General features: G+C 60.9%; 17 protein-coding genes. 6 read left to right on the top strand and 11 right to left on the bottom strand.

Annotated features, from left to right (window positions below):
- Nucleotides 1-182: 182 nt before the first annotated feature.
- The 5 genes from ACR0NT_RS05545 to alr are packed head-to-tail and all read right to left on the bottom strand — an operon-like array spanning nucleotide 183 to nucleotide 3,597.
- The gene (locus tag ACR0NT_RS05545) at nucleotides 183-635 is read right to left on the bottom strand and encodes a paraquat-inducible protein A (RefSeq protein ID WP_170671751.1); all 453 of its coding nucleotides are present in this window, start codon (nucleotides 633-635) and stop codon (nucleotides 183-185) included.
- Nucleotides 636-681: 46 nt separating this feature from the next.
- Nucleotides 682-1,029 carry a hypothetical protein gene (locus ACR0NT_RS05540; RefSeq protein ID WP_170671749.1) on the bottom strand — a complete coding sequence of 116 codons (348 nt, stop codon included), beginning with the start codon at nucleotides 1,027-1,029 and terminating at the stop codon, nucleotides 682-684.
- A gap of 11 nt (nucleotides 1,030-1,040) precedes the next feature.
- Nucleotides 1,041-1,787, bottom strand: coding sequence for an ATP-binding cassette domain-containing protein (locus ACR0NT_RS05535; protein ID WP_170671747.1), 747 nt, complete (start codon nucleotides 1,785-1,787; stop codon nucleotides 1,041-1,043).
- Nucleotides 1,784-2,566 (bottom strand): MlaE family ABC transporter permease, encoded by a 783-nt coding sequence (locus ACR0NT_RS05530; RefSeq protein ID WP_170443665.1) that lies wholly within the window; start codon nucleotides 2,564-2,566, stop codon nucleotides 1,784-1,786. Before ACR0NT_RS05530 ends, ACR0NT_RS05535 begins: the two co-directional genes overlap by 4 nt.
- The gene (gene alr / locus ACR0NT_RS05525) at nucleotides 2,563-3,597 is read right to left on the bottom strand and encodes an alanine racemase (protein ID WP_170443667.1); all 1,035 of its coding nucleotides are present in this window, start codon (nucleotides 3,595-3,597) and stop codon (nucleotides 2,563-2,565) included. The genes ACR0NT_RS05530 and alr overlap by 4 nt, the downstream gene beginning before the upstream one ends.
- Nucleotides 3,598-3,813: 216 nt before the next feature.
- Here alr and ACR0NT_RS05520 point away from each other — a divergent pair, with 216 nt between their 5' ends.
- Complete coding sequence (locus tag ACR0NT_RS05520; protein ID WP_170671745.1) at nucleotides 3,814-4,353, top strand: GNAT family N-acetyltransferase; 540 nt, start codon at nucleotides 3,814-3,816, stop codon at nucleotides 4,351-4,353.
- Between the two features lies 1 nt (nucleotide 4,354).
- On the opposite strand, the gene ACR0NT_RS05515 is transcribed toward ACR0NT_RS05520, so the two are convergent.
- From ACR0NT_RS05515 to ACR0NT_RS05490, 6 genes are all read right to left on the bottom strand, one after another.
- Nucleotides 4,355-5,845, bottom strand: a complete 1,491-nt coding sequence (locus tag ACR0NT_RS05515) for a replicative DNA helicase (protein ID WP_170443671.1) — start codon at nucleotides 5,843-5,845, stop codon at nucleotides 4,355-4,357.
- A gap of 199 nt (nucleotides 5,846-6,044) precedes the next feature.
- Nucleotides 6,045-6,722, bottom strand: coding sequence for an orotate phosphoribosyltransferase (locus ACR0NT_RS05510; protein ID WP_170671743.1), 678 nt, complete (start codon nucleotides 6,720-6,722; stop codon nucleotides 6,045-6,047).
- Nucleotides 6,723-6,865: 143 nt separating this feature from the next.
- Nucleotides 6,866-8,047 (bottom strand): ammonium transporter, encoded by a 1,182-nt coding sequence (locus tag ACR0NT_RS05505; protein WP_170671741.1) that lies wholly within the window; start codon nucleotides 8,045-8,047, stop codon nucleotides 6,866-6,868.
- Nucleotides 8,048-8,192: 145 nt separating this feature from the next.
- Nucleotides 8,193-8,675 carry a CinA family protein gene (locus ACR0NT_RS05500; protein WP_170671739.1) on the bottom strand — a complete coding sequence of 161 codons (483 nt, stop codon included), beginning with the start codon at nucleotides 8,673-8,675 and terminating at the stop codon, nucleotides 8,193-8,195.
- A complete protein-coding gene (locus ACR0NT_RS05495) occupies nucleotides 8,672-9,169 on the bottom strand; it encodes a phosphatidylglycerophosphatase A family protein (protein ID WP_170671737.1) in 498 nt (165 codons plus the stop codon). Before ACR0NT_RS05495 ends, ACR0NT_RS05500 begins: the two co-directional genes overlap by 4 nt.
- Nucleotides 9,166-10,296, bottom strand: coding sequence for a bifunctional 2-C-methyl-D-erythritol 4-phosphate cytidylyltransferase/2-C-methyl-D-erythritol 2,4-cyclodiphosphate synthase (locus tag ACR0NT_RS05490; RefSeq protein ID WP_170443681.1), 1,131 nt, complete (start codon nucleotides 10,294-10,296; stop codon nucleotides 9,166-9,168). Before ACR0NT_RS05490 ends, ACR0NT_RS05495 begins: the two co-directional genes overlap by 4 nt.
- Before the next feature lie 185 nt (nucleotides 10,297-10,481).
- Here ACR0NT_RS05490 and dusB point away from each other — a divergent pair, with 185 nt between their 5' ends.
- From dusB to ntrX, 5 genes are all read left to right on the top strand, one after another.
- Nucleotides 10,482-11,465: a tRNA dihydrouridine synthase DusB gene (gene dusB, locus ACR0NT_RS05485; RefSeq protein WP_480442706.1), complete on the top strand. Its 984-nt coding sequence runs from the start codon at nucleotides 10,482-10,484 to the stop codon at nucleotides 11,463-11,465.
- Entirely contained in the window at nucleotides 11,462-12,529 is a 1,068-nt protein-coding gene (locus ACR0NT_RS05480; RefSeq protein ID WP_170671735.1) for an ATP-binding protein, read from the top strand. Before dusB ends, ACR0NT_RS05480 begins: the two co-directional genes overlap by 4 nt.
- A gap of 37 nt (nucleotides 12,530-12,566) precedes the next feature.
- On the top strand, nucleotides 12,567-13,934 hold the full coding sequence (locus ACR0NT_RS05475; protein WP_170443687.1) for a sigma-54-dependent transcriptional regulator: 1,368 nt from the start codon (nucleotides 12,567-12,569) through the stop codon (nucleotides 13,932-13,934).
- Nucleotides 13,935-14,033: 99 nt separating this feature from the next.
- A complete protein-coding gene (locus tag ACR0NT_RS05470) occupies nucleotides 14,034-16,322 on the top strand; it encodes a sensor histidine kinase (protein ID WP_170671733.1) in 2,289 nt (762 codons plus the stop codon).
- Nucleotides 16,319-17,728, top strand: a complete 1,410-nt coding sequence (gene ntrX, locus ACR0NT_RS05465; protein WP_170443691.1) for a nitrogen assimilation response regulator NtrX — start codon at nucleotides 16,319-16,321, stop codon at nucleotides 17,726-17,728. The genes ACR0NT_RS05470 and ntrX overlap by 4 nt, the downstream gene beginning before the upstream one ends.
- Nucleotides 17,729-17,733: the final 5 nt, after the last annotated feature.

Here is a 17,733-nt window from a genome sequence, read left to right as displayed (position 1 = left end):
GAAATTGCAATGTCACATTGTGGAGGGCTGTCATGATCGACGAACTCCTTCTAGAACCGGTTAACACCAGGTCCAAGCGGAGACACCTAAAACACACAGAATGATCCGCTGCGGACCCGTAAACTACAAATTTTTACTGCTCGAAATACTAAGATGATACTCAGATGAGTGTTTTCAATCAATTAGCTCTGAGGATTTCGTGAACTGCGTGTCATTTCGGTAATCTGGCCCAGTGCAATCGACGCCAGAATACAGGCTGTGAACAGGTAGAGGCCCCATGCGGTTTCGATGGTCGCGTAAGAGATGCCCTTGGCCAGCGTGATGTAAAGCGCGATCAGGAAGATGTCGGCCATTGCCAGTTTTCCGAGGATGTTGAGCGCGGGTTGGACGCGGGCATCCAGCAGGTCCCATTGGATCAGGGCGGTGCCGATGGTTTTGATGTATGGCGCGAAGAGGGCGAAGACGGTGACGATCAGCGCCAGGAAGACGTCGGATTTCCAGAGGGATTGCAGGCCGGTGATGACGCTGATTTCGCTGAGGCCGAAGATCGGCAGCAGGCCCGCGCGCATCAGCGGGGCGAACCACGCGATGGGGTAGAGGATCAGGAGCGAGAGGGTGGCGAGGCGGAGGGTCATTGGCATCACTGATATGTAATCCGTGCTCTGGGAAATCGCTACGATCTTAGCCAACTGGTGGGATAGCGGTTTTTAGGCCCTCGTAAATTGCCCACACTGTTGCGGGGCCCGCGACAACAAAAATCAGCCCCGCCAACCTTGCAAGAGGTTTCGGATCAAAAAAACGTCCGGGCCACAAAACAACGACTGAAATTGCGGTGTAACACAATCCGTTCCCTATCAAAAAAGGTGTATGAGGCACGGCAAAGCTCGGTTGGAAAGCGTACACGAGCCCATAAGTAAAGGTTGCGAAGATCAACAGCGACAATAATGGGAACCGAGACAAACCAACCAACGCAAAGTAAGCGGCGAAAGCCCAGCAAAATATCAGCCCGAATCCAAGAACGTAGTCCAAGGCTAAGCTCGTCACCGCACCGCCTCAATCGGCCCCTCGGCACTGCCGCTGATGAACTGTTCCACATAGGGATCGCCCGACGCATCCATCTGGCTTACCGGGCCGGTCCATTGGATGACGCCTCCGTGCAGCATGGCGACGTTGTCGGCAATTGCGCGGACGGAACTCATGTCGTGGGTGATGGTCATGGCGGTGGCGCCCATCTCAGTCACGATTTCGCGGATCAGGTCGTTGATGACGCCGGACATGATCGGGTCCAGACCCGTGGTGGGCTCATCGAAGAAGATGATCTCGGGCTCGGCGGCGATGGCGCGGGCGAGGCCGACGCGTTTCTGCATTCCACCCGACAGTTCCGACGGAAACCGGTCGGCCACGTCGGATTTCAGCCCCACGCGGCGCAGTTTCTCGATGGCGATCTCGCGGGCGTATTCCGGAGGGCGTTTCAGCGGGCCGCGCAGCAGGCGGAAGGAAACGTTCTGCCAGACCGGCAGCGAGTCAAACAGCGCCGCCCCCTGAAACAGCATGCCAAAGCGGGCCAGGAACCTGTCCCGGTCGCCCTTGGTGGCGTCTTTTCCGTCCACGTAGATCATGCCGCTGTCGGGTTTGATCAGTCCCAGGATACATTTCAGCGCCACGGATTTCCCCGTGCCCGAGCCGCCGATGATAACCATCGAGGTGCCCTTGGGAATCTCAAGGTTCATACCCTGCAACACATGGTTGTCGCCGAAAGCCTTATGTACGTTCTCCATTCGGATCATAGCGAGAAGAACACCCCTGTCAGAATGAAGTTGGCGGCCAAAATCATGATTGCGGCGGATTCGACCGAGGATTTGGTGGCCCGGCCCACGCCCTGCGCGCCGCGGCCCGAATCCATACCGTAGTAGCAGCCCATGATTGCCGCGATCAGGCCGAAGGCGGCCCCTTTGACCAGCGATGAGACGATGTCACGGGCCTCAAGGAAATTGACGGTGTTCGACAGGTAGTTTGCCGGATTGAAACCCAAGTTCTGGGTCGCGACTGCATAACCGCCGGCTATGCCGATAATGTCGCCGATCCCCACCAGCAGCGGAACGGTGATCAGTGCGGCCAGAACGCGCGGGGCGGTCAGGTATTTCATCGGATGCGTCGACAGGGTGACCAGCGCGTCGATCTGCTCGGTCACTTTCATGGTGGCGATCTCAGCCGCGATGGATGAGGTCACGCGGGCCGCGATCATCAGGCCGACCAGAACGGGGCCGAGTTCGCGCACCATACCGATGGCGACGATCTGTGGCACCACGGCCTCGGCGTTGAAGCGGGCGCCACCAGCGTAGATTTGCAGGGCCAGCGCGCCACCGGTGAAAATGGCGGTCATGCCGACGACCGGCAGCGACAGCCAGCCGATATTCATCAGCGCAACCATGAACTCACGCGGGTAGTAGGGGGGGCGGAAGATGTGCGAAATCGCATCCACCGAGAACAGCGCAACTTTGCCGAATGTGGCGAATAGCGCCAGGACCGCCCGGCCCAGACCGCCCAGCAGGTTGAGAGGGTTCATTCCACGTAGCCCCGGGAATAGCGCGCGCCAAGCGAGGTGAGGATTTCGTAGCCGATGGTGCCCGCAGCCTCGGCCAGGTCATCGACGGTCTGGTGGCCGTTCAGGATGCGCAGGCGTTCGGGGTCTTCGGGCAGGTCGGTGACGTCGACGGTGATCAGGTCCATGGAGATCCGGCCGACCACAGGGCAGGGCATGCCACCCGCAAATGTGTCGATACCGCCGCCGATGGCGCGGTGCAGACCGTCGGCATAACCAGCGGCCACGGTTGCGATACGAGACGGACGCCGTGCAACCCAGCTGTTGCCGTAACCGACGGATTCTCCGACCTCGACCGCGCGCACCTGAATGACGGGCAGGTCGACCGTCACCACCGGCTTGGCGTCGGCAAAGGGCATCCCTCCGTAAAGGCCAACACCGGGGCGGCAGAAGTCGAAATGGAATTCGGGGCCCAGCAGCGTGCCGCCGGTGGCTGCCAGCGACCGGGGCGCAGTGACGCCGTCCGTCATCTCGCGGAAGGTTTTCAGCTGCTGGCGGTTCATCGGGTGGTCGGGTTCGTCCGAGCAGGCGAGGTGCGACATGACCACGGCCGGGTTCAGCGGCTCGGCCTTGGGGCGCAGTTCGGCCCAGTCGGCGGGCTCCAGACCCAGACGGTTCATGCCGCTGTCCAGCTGGATGCCAAAGGGTTGGTCCGGTAACGCCTGCTGGTGACGCAGGAACTGTTCGGGCGAGTTGATCAGCGGCGTCAGGTCATGATCGCGCAGCAGATCGGTGTCACCTTCCATATGCCCCGAGAACACGCCGATCAGCGGGCCGGGGCCAACGGCCTTGCGCACGGTGACGCCTTCCTCGGCGACGGCGACAAAAAACTTGCGAACACCTTCCTCGGCCAAGGTCGCGGATACCGGTCCGGAACCCAGACCATAGGCGTCGGCTTTGACCACGGCGCTGGTCTCGACATCCGTTTTTGCGTTGAGCGCCCGCCAGTTGCTGGCCAGCGCCTGAAGATTGATCGTCAAACGTGCGGTACTCATGGTGCTGTTCATGACATTGGAACGCGGCAGGTCAAGGGGGAATGCGGTAATTCTTGTGCATATCGTTGCGATACCGCGCAGCTTTTGGCCGGTGCCGCAAAGCCTTGGCGAAAAAAGGCCTTTGCGGCCCTGACCTGTGTCTCGCCATTGTGTTCGTGCTGTGATCAACTGCGGGCGTTGAAGGGGACTGTCGATGCTGCTGGATTGGAGTTGAAAATGTTGAACCTGACCGCCGAGTTCAAAGCCCGGGCCGCCGAGTTGCCGGGGCTGTTCCGGGATGTCTTTACCGCATCCGAGGGCGAGGACGAGGGGCGCGTGGTCAGCGAATTGGCGGCGGACCTTCTGAATTCTACCCCCGAGGATGATCTGCTGGGTGTGTTGGCCGTGGATCGCGACGTGCTGGCCGGGTGCATCCTGTTTTCACGGCTTCACTATGACCAGGACCCGCGTCAGGTGTTCTTGATGTCTCCGGTGGCGGTGCGGACGGACCGGCAGAAATCAGGCATCGGTCAAAGGCTGATCGGTTTCGGGCTGGAGCAGTTGCGTCTGCACGGTGTGGACTTTGTCGTGACCTACGGTGATCCGGCATATTACGGCAAAACCGGGTTTCAGCCAATCACCGAAGCGGTTGTCCGGCCGCCCATGCCGCTGAGTATGCCGCAGGGATGGATCGGACAATCTCTGAGTGGCGATCAGACACCAATAGAAGGCCCGTCGCGCTGTGTCAGCGCGTTCAACAGGCCCGAATTGTGGTAGGTCAGTAGTTCTCGATCTGACCGTCCTGCTGCCAGGGTTTGACCAGATTGCCAAAGCGGGTGAACTGCGCCTCGAAGGACAGTTCGACCGTGCCGATGGGGCCGTGGCGTTGCTTGCCGACGATGACCTCGGCCTTGCCATGCAGGCGCTCCATGGCCTGCTTCCACTCTTCCATCTTGTCCAGTTCGTGATCGCCGGGCTTTTCGCGTTCCTTGTAGTATTCCTCGCGGAACACGAACATCACCACGTCGGCATCCTGTTCGATCGAGCCCGATTCCCGCAGGTCAGACAGCTGCGGGCGCTTGTCGTCGCGGCTTTCGACCTGACGGCTCAACTGTGAAAGCGCGATCACCGGGATGTTCAGCTCTTTGGCGATGGCTTTCATGCCCATCGAAATTTCGGCGATTTCGTTGACCCGATTGTCGGCCATACCACGGCAGAGCTGCAGATAGTCGATCACCAGCAGGTCCAGCCCATGCGTCCGCTTCAACCGCCGCGCACGGGCGGCAAGCTGCGAGATCGGCAGGGCGGGGGTGTCGTCGATGAACAGGGGGCAGGCTTCCAATTCCTTGGCTGCATCGACGAAGCGGCGGAACTCGGATTCCGTCATGTCGCCCTGACGAATCTTGTGCGACGAAATCTCGGAGGCTTCGGCCAGAACCCGGCCCGCCAACTGCTCGGCGCTCATTTCCAGTGAGAAGAACCCGACGACGCCGCCGTCAATCGCACCCTCAGAACCGTCCGGTTTTGTGCCGCGCTTATAGGCCTTGGCCACGTTGAATGCCACGTTGGTTGCCAGCGAGGTCTTACCCATCGACGGGCGACCGGCAAGGATGATCAGGTCCGACGGGTGCAGACCGCCCAACTGCTTGTCCAAGTCGGCCAGACCGGTGGAAATTCCTGCCATGCCGCCACCGCGCTGGTACGCTTCGTTGGTGACGTTGACGGCTTCTGTGACCGCCTTGAGGAAGGATTGGAAACCCTGTTCGGTCTGGCCCTGCTCGGACAACTGGTAAAGCTGTTGCTCGGCCTCGACGATCTGTTCTTTCGGCTCGCTTGATACATCGACCCGAGCCGCCTTGTCCGAGATATCGCGCCCCAGCCGGATCAATTCGCGCCGGATGGCGAGGTCATAGATCATCTGGGCATAGTCATGCACCGCAAACGCACTGATCGAGGCACCGGCCAGTTTGACCAGATAGGCCGGACCGCCCAGTTCCTTAAGGCCCTCATCCTCGGCCATGAACGACTTCAGAGTGACAGGAGAGGCCAGCGCATTCTTGGCGATGCGCGTGGCCGCGACCTCGTAGATCCGTGAGTGAACCGGGTCATAAAAATGCTCGGCCCCGATGATTGAGGCCACCCGGTCGTAGAGGTCGTTATTCGTCAGGATCGCACCCAGAAGCTGCTGCTCGGCCTCAATGGAATGCGGCATGGTTTCGGCATTCTGAATCTGTGCGGCTGCCTGCTCGATGCTGCTGATCTCGTTCATTTCTGCTCTCTATGCCTGTTAGGCACAGTCCATAGCTCAGCCCCATGAGTCGGGGCAAATTGTATGTTTTTGGGGATAGGCTGTGCATATCTCCGGACCCCATCATATTGAAGTATGATGGGGTTATTCGTCAACATATTGTAGGATTGGATCTCTGTGCGCGGGCATTGTTTCCAGACCGCGCACAGATGTCGCAGCGTCAGCTCTTGTTGGCTTCCTGCCAGCCGCGCGGATCGTTCAGGAAGACTTCGACCGCGTCCAGCGTCTCTTGGTCGAAGGCGTTCTGGGCCTTGGCTTCGGCCAGAACGTCCCACCAGGTGCACAGGTGATGCAGTTGCACACCGTGGTCGCCGAGGGTTTTTTCGGTCTCGGGGAAGATGCCATAGTAGAAGATGACCGCTGTATGCCCGCAGGTGGCACCGGTTTCGCGGATCGCATCCACAAAGGACAGTTTCGAACCGCCATCGGTGGTCAGGTCCTCGACCAGCAGCACGCGTTCCCCTTCGCTCATGGCACCTTCGATGCGGGCGTTGCGGCCGTAACCCTTGGGCTTTTTGCGCACATAGGTCATCGGCAGCGCCATACGCTCGGCGACCATTGCCGCAAACGGAATGCCCGCAGTCTCGCCGCCCGCGATATTGTCAAACGCCTCAAACCCCGCGTCACGCATCACGGTGACGGTCAGGAAGTCCATCAGGGTCGAGCGGATACGCGGGTACGAGATCAGCTTGCGGCAGTCGATATAGGTCGGGCTGGGCAGGCCGCTTGCCAAGGTGAACGGCTCACGCGCGTTGAAGTGGACGGCCTTGATCTCCAGCAGGATCCGCGCGGTCAGGCGGGCGATTTCGGTGCTATCGGGGAAGGAACTGGGGATCATGGTGCAACCTCGGGACAAAATGGCGTTGCGGGCTGATAGCCCGACCATTGACCCAGAGTCGAGAGGCTTGCACGCAAAAGAAAAGCGGACCCCGCCAGGAGGTCCGCTTTGGCCCTTGCGGGCACATGGCAGCCAAGGTGGGCTCAGCTGCTCATGTCATAAGCGCGCTCACCATGGACCGACAGATCGAGCCCGTTGGTCTCGGTCTCGGCGTCCACGCGGAGCGGTGTTACAAGCGCAATACCCTTGATCAAGATAAACGTCACGATTGACGTAAAGGCACCCACGATCACCAGCCCGCCCAGCTGTGCGGTCCAGCTGCCCAGACCAAAGGCGGCGATCATGATGGTGCCAAAGATACCGCCGACGCCGTGCACCGCGAAAACGTCCAGTGTATCGTCGATGTTCAGCATGTTGCGGATGACGTTGACGGCCTCCTGACACAACACGCCTGCCACGGCACCGATAATCAGCGCCTGAACCGGGTCAACATAGCCCGACGCCGGCGTGATCGAGGCCAGACCTGCAATCGTACCGGTGACCAGACCTACCATCGAGGCCTTGCCGTATTTGATGCGCTCCCACAGCGCCCAGCTCAGCGAGGCGGTCGCGGCCGAGATATGTGTCACGGTCATTGCCATCGCAGCGCCGCCGTCGGCCGCCAGTTGCGAACCACCATTGAATCCGAACCAGCCAACCCACAGCATCGCCGCCCCGATCATCACATAGCCTGGATTGTGCGGAGGCGTAGTGCGGTTGCGGCGCGGCCCGAGGATCACGGCGATGATCAGCGCCGCCAGACCGGCGGTTTCGTGCACCACGATGCCACCTGCAAAGTCGCGGACGCCGACTTCTCCCAGAATGCCGCCATCGGTCAGAATGCCGCCACCCCAGATCCAGTGCACGACGGGCGCGTAACACAGCAGCATCCACAGGGCCGAGAAAGTCAGGACAAAGCCAAAGCCCACGCGTTCCACATAGGCACCGACGATCAGGGCTGGGGTGATGATGGCAAAAGTCATCTGGAACGCGAAAAAGAGAACCTCGGGCAGGGTGCCCGACAGGCTGTCGGCATCCACACCGTTCAGGAAGGCCTTGCCCAGACCGCCCCATAGACCCGACGTTCCGTCGCCGAACGCGATGGAATAGCCTGCAACCAGCCACAGGATGCTCATCAGACAGGCGATGCTGAAACAGTGCATGAAGACACTCAGCACGTTGCGGGCCCGTACGAGGCCGCCGTAAAACAGGGCCAGTCCCGGCAATGTCATGAACAGGACCAGGGCGGTTGCCACTATGATCCAGGCAGTATCGGCTCCATTCATCGGCCGGTCTCCTCTACAGCTTGCGTGTCGCGCGTTGAAGCGGAGAGAAGTCGGGGAAAAAAGAGGCAGATGCGATTTTTGACGCCTATTTTGGCGGCTTTTTATTGACTGGTGATTAAGTGCGCATCAAAGGGCGCCAGTTGCCCTATTTTTGGGCGATAGTGAAAAGCCCGTGCGAGAGCAACTCCAGCGCATGATCCCGCGCTGCACGGCGGACGTTGTCACGGCCAAGCGCGCCGAACTCCACCGTTTCGGTGCGGGTGGGTAAGCCTTCCGCGGCAAATCCAAAGCAGACGCGCCCCTCGGGCTTGAACTCGGACCCGCCGGGCCCCGCGATACCGGTGACCGAAACGGCGAGTTGGGCGTCGGAATTCTTCAGCGCACCCTCGGCCATTTCGCCGGCGACCTGTTCCGAGACGGCGCCATGTGCCGCCAGTGTCTCGGCCCGCACGCCCAGCATCTGCTGTTTGGCGGTGTTGGTGTAGGTGACAAAGCCGCGTTCGACCACGGCAGAGCTTCCGGGGATATCGGTCAGCGCCGCAGCGACCATACCGCCGGTGCAGCTTTCGGCGGTGGCAATCATCACCCCTTGCGCCTTGGCGCGGTCGAGGAGCGTGGCGACGGTCAAAGGCCCAGAACCCCGTGTGAGATACCGGCAAGGATCACGACTCCGACGCCTGCGAACATGCCAGCGATCACGTCGTCCAGCATCACACCCATCGGGTCATTGCGCCGGTCGGCCCAACCGACGGGGCCGGGTTTAGTAATGTCGAACAGGCGGAACAGCAGGAATCCGGCGATCCAACCGGGCCAGAGTGCTGTGATATCGATCCCATACGCCCAGGCTGGATAGGAAATCGCCCAAAAGGCGGTGAATTGCCCGGCGACCTCGTCAATGACGATCTCTGATGGGTCGTGATTGTCCTGGCCCTCTGTCATCACGCGCGTCGCCCACAGGCCGCCGAAAAACACGGCGATGGTCGCGATCACCAGTAACGGAAAGCCACCCAGCACATGCAGGACCCATGCCATGGGCAGGGCGGCCAGCGATCCCCACGTCCCTGGCGCAGGGCGCAGATATCCGACGCCACAAACGGTTCCGATCAGGCGCGCGGCATTCATGATTTCACCAGACAGGCAGTGGCGAGCGAGGCGATCCCCTCACTGCGCCCAGTGAACCCCAGCCGTTCCGATGTGGTCGCCTTGACCGAGACCTGATCGGTGCGCAGCCCCATGATCCGCGCCATCTCGTTCCGCATGGCTGGCGCGTGGGGGCCGATCTTGGGGTATTCACAGACCAGCGTGCAGTCGACATTCGAGATGCGGTAGCCCAGCTTTCCGGCCAGATCGACCGCGTGACGCAGAAAAATCTCGCTGGCGGCGCCCTTCCATTGCGGGTCCGAGGGCGGGAAGTGCTGACCGATGTCCCCTTGCGCCAATGCGCCATAAATCGCGTCGGTCACGGCGTGCATGCCCACGTCTGCGTCCGAATGCCCTTGCAGGCCGCGATCATGCGGCACCTTCACGCCGCACAGGATCACGTGATCCCCGTCGCCAAACCGATGCACGTCGTACCCGTTGCCCAGCCTTACATCCATATCCGTTCCCAATATGCGTTCCGCCCGGTCAAAATCCTCGGGCCGTGTGATTTTGATGTTGTCCGCATCGCCCGGCACGATGGCCACGTCCAGCCCCGCGGCGCGGGCGACTTCGACGTCATCGGCAGCCCCTCCGGGATGGGCCGCATGGGCCGCAACAATGGCACCATAGTGAAAGCCTTGCGGTGTCTGCGCGGCAAACAGGCCCGAGCGGTCCTGTGTTCCGGTCACGATGGCTCCGTCCCCGGTCCAGAGCGCATCGGTCACCGCCAATCCGGGCGCAGCGGCCGGGCGGGCCTTCAGCGCGCCCAGTACGTTTTGAATGGTGTCCAGCCCGACACATGGCCGGGCGACGTCATGAATCAGGACATGATCGACCGCCAACTTTGCTAGGGCGGCCAGACCATTGCGGACCGAGCCCGCCCGGTCGCTGTCGCCACGGGTTAGAATCATGTCGGTGTTTTCGAATTCCGTCCACGCCGGGCCGTCATCCTCGGATAGGACCAGTACGATGTGATCCACCTGACCCCGAAAGCGCTCAATGGTCCAGTCTGCCACGCGCCGTCCGGCCAGTGGTCGCCATTGCTTGGGAATCCCCCCTCCGGCGCGCAGCCCGCGTCCTGCGGCGACGATGATGGCGGCGGTGGTCATGAGGGCGTTTTCTCCGGTGATTTGAGGGCAATGTTTAGGGTGCGGTGAATGCAGAGGCAATCACCCGCGTTAACCTGCCTAAAAATTAGGCATGTGATGATTTTGCGGGCTTGAAGGCCGCCGTTTTGTTGTTCATATGCGCTCAATTCGATATCAAAGCCGCAACTGCCCAAGGATTAAGCACGTTGACCGTTCAACTCGCCGACAAAGACCTGAACCCGCCGGTGCTGCTGGCTCCGATGGCCGGAATCACTGACCGGCCGTTCCGTGATCTGGTAATGCGCTTTGGTGCGGGCATGGTCGTCAGCGAGATGGTCGCCAGCCAGGAGATGGTGCAGGCCAAGCCCGGTGTCCGCGAGCGGGCCGAGCTGTCGGCAGATGTAGAAAACACCGCCGTGCAACTGGCCGGACGCGAGGCGCATTGGATGGCCGAGGCCGCGCGGCAAGTGGCCGATCGCGGGGCGCGGGTGATCGACATCAACATGGGCTGCCCGGCCAAGAAAGTGACCAATGGCTACTCCGGTTCGGCCTTGTTGAAAACGCCGGATCACGCACTGACCCTGATCGAAGCGGTGGTCGAGGCCGTTGATGTGCCGGTGACCCTGAAAACCCGTTTGGGCTGGGACGACACCTTGTTGAACGCCCCGGACGTGGCGCGGCGGGCGCAAGAGGCCGGTATTCGCATGGTTACGATCCATGGCCGCACCCGCTGTCAGTTCTATAAAGGGCAGGCCGACTGGAACGCGATCCGGGCGGTGAAAGAGGCGGTTTCGATCCCCGTCATCGCCAATGGGGACATTGTGGATACCGGCTCTGCGCGCACGGCGTTGGAGCAATCGGGCGCCGATGGGGTCATGGTCGGGCGCGGGGCGCAGGGCAAGCCTTGGCTGCTGGCGCAGATTTGCCATGACCTTTTTGGCGCCGAGGCCCCTGACATTCCAACGGGTGCCGATCTGACCGACATGGTCCGCGCGCACTATCAGGCGATGCTGGAATTCTACGGCATCGATCTGGGCCTGCGCGTCGCGCGCAAGCACCTGGGCTGGTATATGGATGAGGCCGGAACACCCGCCGCCCTGCGCCGCGCCGTTCTGACCTCGCGCGATACGGAGGAGGTGATGCGTCTGCTGGGCGAGGCGTTGAGCGCCGAAGCGGAGGTGGCAGCATGACCTCGGATCAAAGCATCTGGACCTCGCTGCCGGTTCCGGCCTTCATCATCGACGCCGAAGACCGGATTGCCGATGTGAACTCGGCCGGTGAGGGATTTCTGAACGCCTCGCGCAAATCGGTGATCGGGCATCCGGTCTGGGATCAGATCGCCGTGGACGCCCCATTGGAAGAAGCTTTTGAGCGCGCGCGTGCCCATGGTACGCCGCTGTTCGTCAACGACGTGGATGCCGGGTCGGGCAACCGTGCACCGCTGCAATGTGCATTGCAGATCGCGCCTTTGGTGGGGCAACCGGGGTCGATGATCATGATCATCTCGCCACGCGAACTGGCGGGGCGGATGACGCGGGGCAATACGGTGAAATCCGCCGCGCAATCGGCCATCGGCATGGCCGAGATGCTGGCGCATGAGATCAAGAACCCGTTGGCCGGGATCACCGGGGCGGCGCAGTTGCTGAGCATGAATATCCCCCAGCAAGACCTTGAACTGACTGATCTTATCGTTGCCGAAAGCCGCCGTATCGTGAAGCTTCTTGAACAGGTCGAGCAGTTCGGCAATCTCTCGCAGCCCGATTTCAAACCAGTCAATATTCACGACGTTCTGGATCGTGCGCGCCGCTCGGCACTGCTGGGGTTTGGCGCGCATATGACAATCATCGAGGATTACGACCCCTCGCTGCCGCTGGCCTATGGTGATCCGGATCAATTCCTGCAGGTGGTGCTGAATCTTCTCAAGAACGCCTCGGAAGCTGCTGATCCCAAAGGCGGAACCATTCGCCTGCGCACCTATTTTGAACATTCCTTCCGGCTGCGGCGCAGTGACGGCTCCGGTCATTCCCTGCCGCTGCAGGTCGAGATCGTCGACGACGGGCCGGGGCTGCCCGAGAAAATCCGCGGCGATATTTTCGATCCGTTCGTTTCGGGCAAGGAAAACGGCACCGGCCTTGGGCTGGCGCTGGTCAGCAAGATTATCTCGGACCATGACGGCTGGATCTCTGCCGACTCGGTTCCGGGCCGCACGGTGTTCCGCATCTCGCTGAGGCGGGCGCCGAAAGACGCAGCATAAACAGCCGAAAAGAGCAGAGAAGTAAGGAGAGCACCCGATGGATGGCACAGTACTGGTCGCAGATGACGACCGCACGATCCGCACCGTTCTGACGCAGGCCCTGACGCGAGCGGGGTGCAAGGTGCACGCGACATCGTCTCTGACCACGCTGATGCGCTGGGTTGGCGAAGGCAAGGGTGACGTGGTGATCTCGGACGTGGTCATGCCGGATGGCAACGGATTGGAGATGCTGCCCAAGATCGCGCAGGATCGGCCCGGTTTGCCGGTCATCGTGATCTCGGCCCAGAACACGATCATGACGGCTATTCAGGCCGCTGAGGCGGATGCCTATGATTATCTGCCGAAACCCTTCGATCTGCCCGATCTGATGAAACGCACCGCGCGGGCGTTAGAGCAGAAACAGCGAGTGCAGACCGAAGTGGTGGAAACAACCGAGGATAGCCCTGAGGAGCTGCCTCTGGTCGGCCGGACGCCGGTAATGCAGGCTCTGTATCGGTTGGTCGCGCGGGTGATGAATACCGATCTGTCGGTGATGATTTCTGGTGAAAGTGGAACTGGTAAGTCTCTGATTGCAAGGGCGATTCACGATTTTTCAGATCGTCGCACATTGCCGTTTGTGACGGCGACGGCGGCGGACCTGCGCGATCTGGAAGGTCCTGCGCGGGTGATGGCCCGGGTGCGTGGCGGTACGCTGCTGATCGATGAGATCGCTGATATCGAGGACGAATTGCAGGCGCGCATCGTGCGGATGATGGACACGCCGGGTGACCACGTGCCGCGTTTCATGGCCACCAGCCAGTCGGACCTGACCGAAGCGATGGAGAGCGGGCGGGTGCGTCAGGACCTCTACTATCGTTTGTGCGGCGCGACCGTGCATGTGCCGGCCCTGCGGGAACGGGTGGACGATATCACACTGCTTGCCGATCATTTTCTGGCGCGGGAGGAACGCGAGCACGGCGCCAAACGCTGGCTCAGCCCTGATGCGGTGGAACTGGTGCGGCGCTATTCCTGGCCGGGCAACGTGCGGCAGCTGGAAAACGCCATTCGCCGCCTGAGCCTGACCAGCCGCGTCGACGAAATCTCCAAGGCTGAGGTAGAGATGGTGTTGGGCAGCCAGCCCGAGGCTGAACCGATTCTGGGCGACGGTGAGCGCGAGAAATTGTCGGCCTCGGTGGCGCGCCATCTGCGGCGGTATTTCGACCTGCACGGCAATTTGTTGCCCCCTCCGGGCCTGTATCAACGCATTCTGCGCGAGGTTGAGGCGCCGCTCATTGAGCTGGCACTGGACGCAACCGGCGGAAATCAGGCGAAATGTGCCGATCTTCTGGGGATCAATCGAAATACGCTGCGGAAAAAAATTACAGATCTCGATATTCAGGTGACACGTCGACGCAAACTGATGTAATATCGCCACACAAATTGTGGCATCCGGGTTTGCGCCCGGCAAGGACCACGACATATGGCGGTACGTCGCACAAGCGACACATCAGGATGAGGGCAGACGGTGGCAACCCGGGCACAGAGCGGGCCGATTCCAGCGATCAATCGGTGGCGGAAATCCCGAAAACTGCGCAATATCGGCACTTTGGGGCTGGTTCTTCTAGGCCCTGCCTTGGCGCTCGCCACCTATCTTGTCATTGGTCCGTTTGATCTTGGGGCAACGGCCCCCACGCTGCGCCTGATCCTTCTTGCAGACTTGGTTTATGTGCTTGTCGTTGCCGCGCTTGTTCTGGGGCAGGTCGGCAGTCTGATCGCCGCCCGCAGAGCGAAATCTGCCGGATCGCGTCTGCACCTTCGCCTGATCGGCGCATTCACGCTGTTAGCTCTGGTGCCGACCGTGACCGTTGCGATCTTTGCGGGTCTGACTGTGAATATCGGGCTTGAGGGGTGGTTTTCGGACCGCGTGCGGCAGGTTGTGGGCTCGTCCCTGACCGCAGCCGAGGCGTATGAGCAGGAGCACCGCGAAGGCCTGACGCAGGATGCCGTTGTGTTGGCGCGGTTCCTGGATAACGCCCGTGCGCGGGATTATTACATCTCGGATGCGGAACTGCGCGAGGTTCTGGCGCAGGGCCAAGCTCAGATTCAGCGCGGCCTGCGCGAAGCCTATGTCATTGATGGCAGCGGAGAAATCCGGTCGCGCGGGGATCGGTCCTATCTGTTCAACTACGAAGAGCCCACGCCCGAGCAGATGGTCGAAGCCACGGATACTGGCTTGTTGATCATCGCCGACTGGCAAAACAGCGAGTTCCGCGCGCTGGTTCCGTTACAGGCCTATCTGGACCGGTATCTCTATGTCAGCCGCGAGGTGGATGGCCAGTTGCTGACGCTGCTGGATGACACCAAGGAAACGGTGCAGTTCTACCAACAGCTTGAAAACGACAGGGGGCAGGTGCTGTTCGAGTTTGGCCTGCTCTATCTGGGATTCGCGGTGATTCTGATTCTGGCGGCTATGTCGCTGGGCATGTGGTTCGCCGAGCGCCTGTCGCGGCCGGTTGGGCGTCTGACCACAGCGGCGCAGCGCGTTGGTGCGGGCGACCTGAGCGTTCAGGTGATCGAAGAGGCCAGCGATGACGAGATCGCCATGTTAGGCCGTTATTTCAACCAGATGACCCGACAACTTAAAGGGCAACGTGACACTCTGCTTGAGAACACCCGCCAGATCGAACGTCGTCGGCGCTTGTTTGATTCGGTGCTCAGTTCGGTAACCTCTGGCGTGGTCGGGGTTGACCCGGATGGTTGCGTGACCTTTGTGAACCGCTCGGCCGAACGGCTGCTGGACTGGGCGCATGTGGACGAGAAGCTGTCGATCGGTATCGCAGTCCCCGAGTTCCTGCCTCTGTTCGAAAGCCTCAAGGACAGCGGGCAGGAGGCAGTTCAGGGTGAGATCAAGGTCACCCGCAAGGGACAGTTGGAAAACCTGCTGGTACGCATGGCCACGCGGCGCGGCGAAGATGGCGGGCTGGAAGGATACGTGGTCGCCTTTGACGACGTCACCGATCTGGTCAGCGCGCAGCGGATGGCAGCGTGGGGCGACGTGGCCCGGCGGATCGCGCATGAGATCAAGAATCCGCTGACACCAATCCAGCTGAGCGCCGAGCGGATCAAGCGCAAATTCTCACGCAAACTGAATGAAGAGGATTGCGACAGCCTCGAATCCATGACCGACGTGATCGTGCGGCAAACCAACGACCTGCGGCGGATTGTGGACGAATTCTCGAAATTCGCGCGGATGCCGGAACCGGATCGGCGCGAAGAAGACGTTGTCGGGCTGGTGCGCGAAGCGGTGTTGTTGCAACAGGCCGGGCAGCCGGACGTTCAGATCGACGCCTCTCTGCCGGATCATCCGATTCTGGCGGATCTGGATGCGACGATGCTGAATCAGGCACTGACGAACCTGATCAAGAATGCGGGTGAGGCCATTGAGACCCTCAAGAAAAAAGGCCCGCCAGACAATCTGAAGCCACAGATCAAAGTGGACGTGATCAGCGACGATGCGGGGACGGTCATTACCATTGCGGATAACGGCATCGGGCTGCCCGAAGACCGGGCGCGCCTGTTCGAGCCGTACGTGACCACACGGGACGAGGGCACAGGTCTGGGCCTGCCCATCGTCAAGAAGATCATCGAAGAACACGGCGGAGCGCTCACACTTGAGGACGCGCCCGTCTTTGACGGACAGGACCATTTCGGTGCGATGGCCGTGATCCGTTTGCCGGGGGGCAATTTCTCTCCGACCGCAGCGCCACAAAAGCAGGCAATTCAAACCAATAAACTGAAAGCAGGCCAAAGATGAGCGACATTCTGATCGTAGATGACGAACGCGATATTCGCGAGCTGGTGTCCGACATTCTGGAGGACGAAGGCTATTCAACCCGGCTGGCCGGCAACTCGGACGAGTGCATGGCCGAGATCAATTCCGAACCGCCGGGATTGTTGATTCTGGATATCTGGCTGAAGGACAGCCGCATGGACGGGATCGACATCCTGAAATCGGTGAAGCGCGACAACCCGGATGTGCCGGTGGTGATCATTTCGGGTCATGGCAATATCGAAATCGCGGTGGCCGCGATCAAGCAGGGGGCGTATGACTTCATTGAAAAGCCCTTTAACATCGACCAGTTGATGGTGGTGATCCGCCGCGCGATGGAGACCTCTCGCCTGCGCCGCGAGAATGCCTCGCTGAAACGCAAAGAGGTCACCAGTTCGGACATGATCGGCAAATCCGCCGCCTTCCGCGCGATGCAGAGCCAATTGGACAAGGTGACCAAATCCAACGGCCGCGTGATGCTGAGCGGTCCGGCCGGGTCGGGCAAGGAGATTGCCGCGCGGTACATCCACGCCCATTCCAACCGCGCCAATGCGCCTTTCGTGACGGTGAATTGTGCAGGGATTGAACCGGAACGGGTCGAAGAGGTCCTGTTTGGCCGCGAATCCTCGGAACGGGGGATTGAATCGGGCCTGCTGGAAGAAGCCCACGGCGGTGTGGTCTATTTCGATGAGGTCGCGGATATGCCGCTGGGCACGCAATCCAAGATCCTGCGGGTACTGGTCGATCAGCAATTCCAGCGCGTTGGTGGATCGGACAAAGTGCGAGTTGATCTGCGGGTAATCTCGTCGACCAACCGCGATCTGGAACATGAAATCGCCGCCGACCGTTTCCGCGAGGAACTGTATCACCGCCTGAACGTGGTGCCGATTGCGGTTCCGTCGCTGGAAGAACGGCGCGAGGATATCCCGGTTCTGGCGCAACACTTCATCGAAATGTGCAATGAATCTCAGGGGTTGGCCCTGCGCGAAATTTCGGAAGAGGCGGTGGCGTTGCTGCAGACCATGACCTGGCCGGGCAACGTGCGTCAGCTCAAGAACCTGGTCGAGCGGGTGCTGATCCTGGGCGATGGCTCTGGCCCGATCGAGGCCAAGGAGCTGCCGACCGAAGAGGAAAAGACCGACGATACAGGCCGCGTCGTGTTGTCGGGTGCCCTGGCGACGCTGCCGCTGCGCGAAGCACGCGAGGCGTTCGAGCGGGAATACCTGCTGACCCAGATCAACCGCTTTGGCGGCAATATCAGCCGCACCGCCAGCTTTGTCGGGATGGAGCGCAGTGCGCTGCACCGGAAGCTGAAATCGTTGGGCGTGGTGACCTCGAACAAATCCGGCGCTCGGGTGGCGCAACTGGACGAACCGGAACCGGCGGAATAATCCGC

Source organism: Ruegeria sp. AB10 (genome assembly GCF_056542745.1).
The sequence above is the reverse complement of the archived record's forward strand: the minus strand, read 5'-3'. Positions and strand labels throughout refer to the sequence as shown.

What these genes read in the sequence shown, in the direction of transcription:
- ACR0NT_RS05490 (WP_170443681.1), bottom strand. Translation starts at nt 10,296, where the DNA reads ATGACCACCGCCGCCATCATCGTCGCCGCAGGACGCGGGCTGCGCGCC.
- ntrX (WP_170443691.1), top strand. Translation starts at nt 16,319, where the DNA reads ATGAGCGACATTCTGATCGTAGATGACGAACGCGATATTCGCGAGCTG.
- ACR0NT_RS05545 (WP_170671751.1), bottom strand. Translation starts at nt 635, where the DNA reads ATGACCCTCCGCCTCGCCACCCTCTCGCTCCTGATCCTCTACCCCATC.
- ACR0NT_RS05495 (WP_170671737.1), bottom strand. Translation starts at nt 9,169, where the DNA reads ATGAATGCCGCGCGCCTGATCGGAACCGTTTGTGGCGTCGGATATCTG.
- ACR0NT_RS05535 (WP_170671747.1), bottom strand. Translation starts at nt 1,787, where the DNA reads ATGATCCGAATGGAGAACGTACATAAGGCTTTCGGCGACAACCATGTG.
- ACR0NT_RS05530 (WP_170443665.1), bottom strand. Translation starts at nt 2,566, where the DNA reads ATGAACCCTCTCAACCTGCTGGGCGGTCTGGGCCGGGCGGTCCTGGCG.
- ACR0NT_RS05515 (WP_170443671.1), bottom strand. Translation starts at nt 5,845, where the DNA reads ATGAACGAGATCAGCAGCATCGAGCAGGCAGCCGCACAGATTCAGAAT.
- ACR0NT_RS05480 (WP_170671735.1), top strand. Translation starts at nt 11,462, where the DNA reads ATGACCTCGGATCAAAGCATCTGGACCTCGCTGCCGGTTCCGGCCTTC.
- ACR0NT_RS05520 (WP_170671745.1), top strand. Translation starts at nt 3,814, where the DNA reads ATGTTGAACCTGACCGCCGAGTTCAAAGCCCGGGCCGCCGAGTTGCCG.
- alr (WP_170443667.1), bottom strand. Translation starts at nt 3,597, where the DNA reads ATGAGTACCGCACGTTTGACGATCAATCTTCAGGCGCTGGCCAGCAAC.
- ACR0NT_RS05475 (WP_170443687.1), top strand. Translation starts at nt 12,567, where the DNA reads ATGGATGGCACAGTACTGGTCGCAGATGACGACCGCACGATCCGCACC.
- ACR0NT_RS05510 (WP_170671743.1), bottom strand. Translation starts at nt 6,722, where the DNA reads ATGATCCCCAGTTCCTTCCCCGATAGCACCGAAATCGCCCGCCTGACC.
- ACR0NT_RS05505 (WP_170671741.1), bottom strand. Translation starts at nt 8,047, where the DNA reads ATGAATGGAGCCGATACTGCCTGGATCATAGTGGCAACCGCCCTGGTC.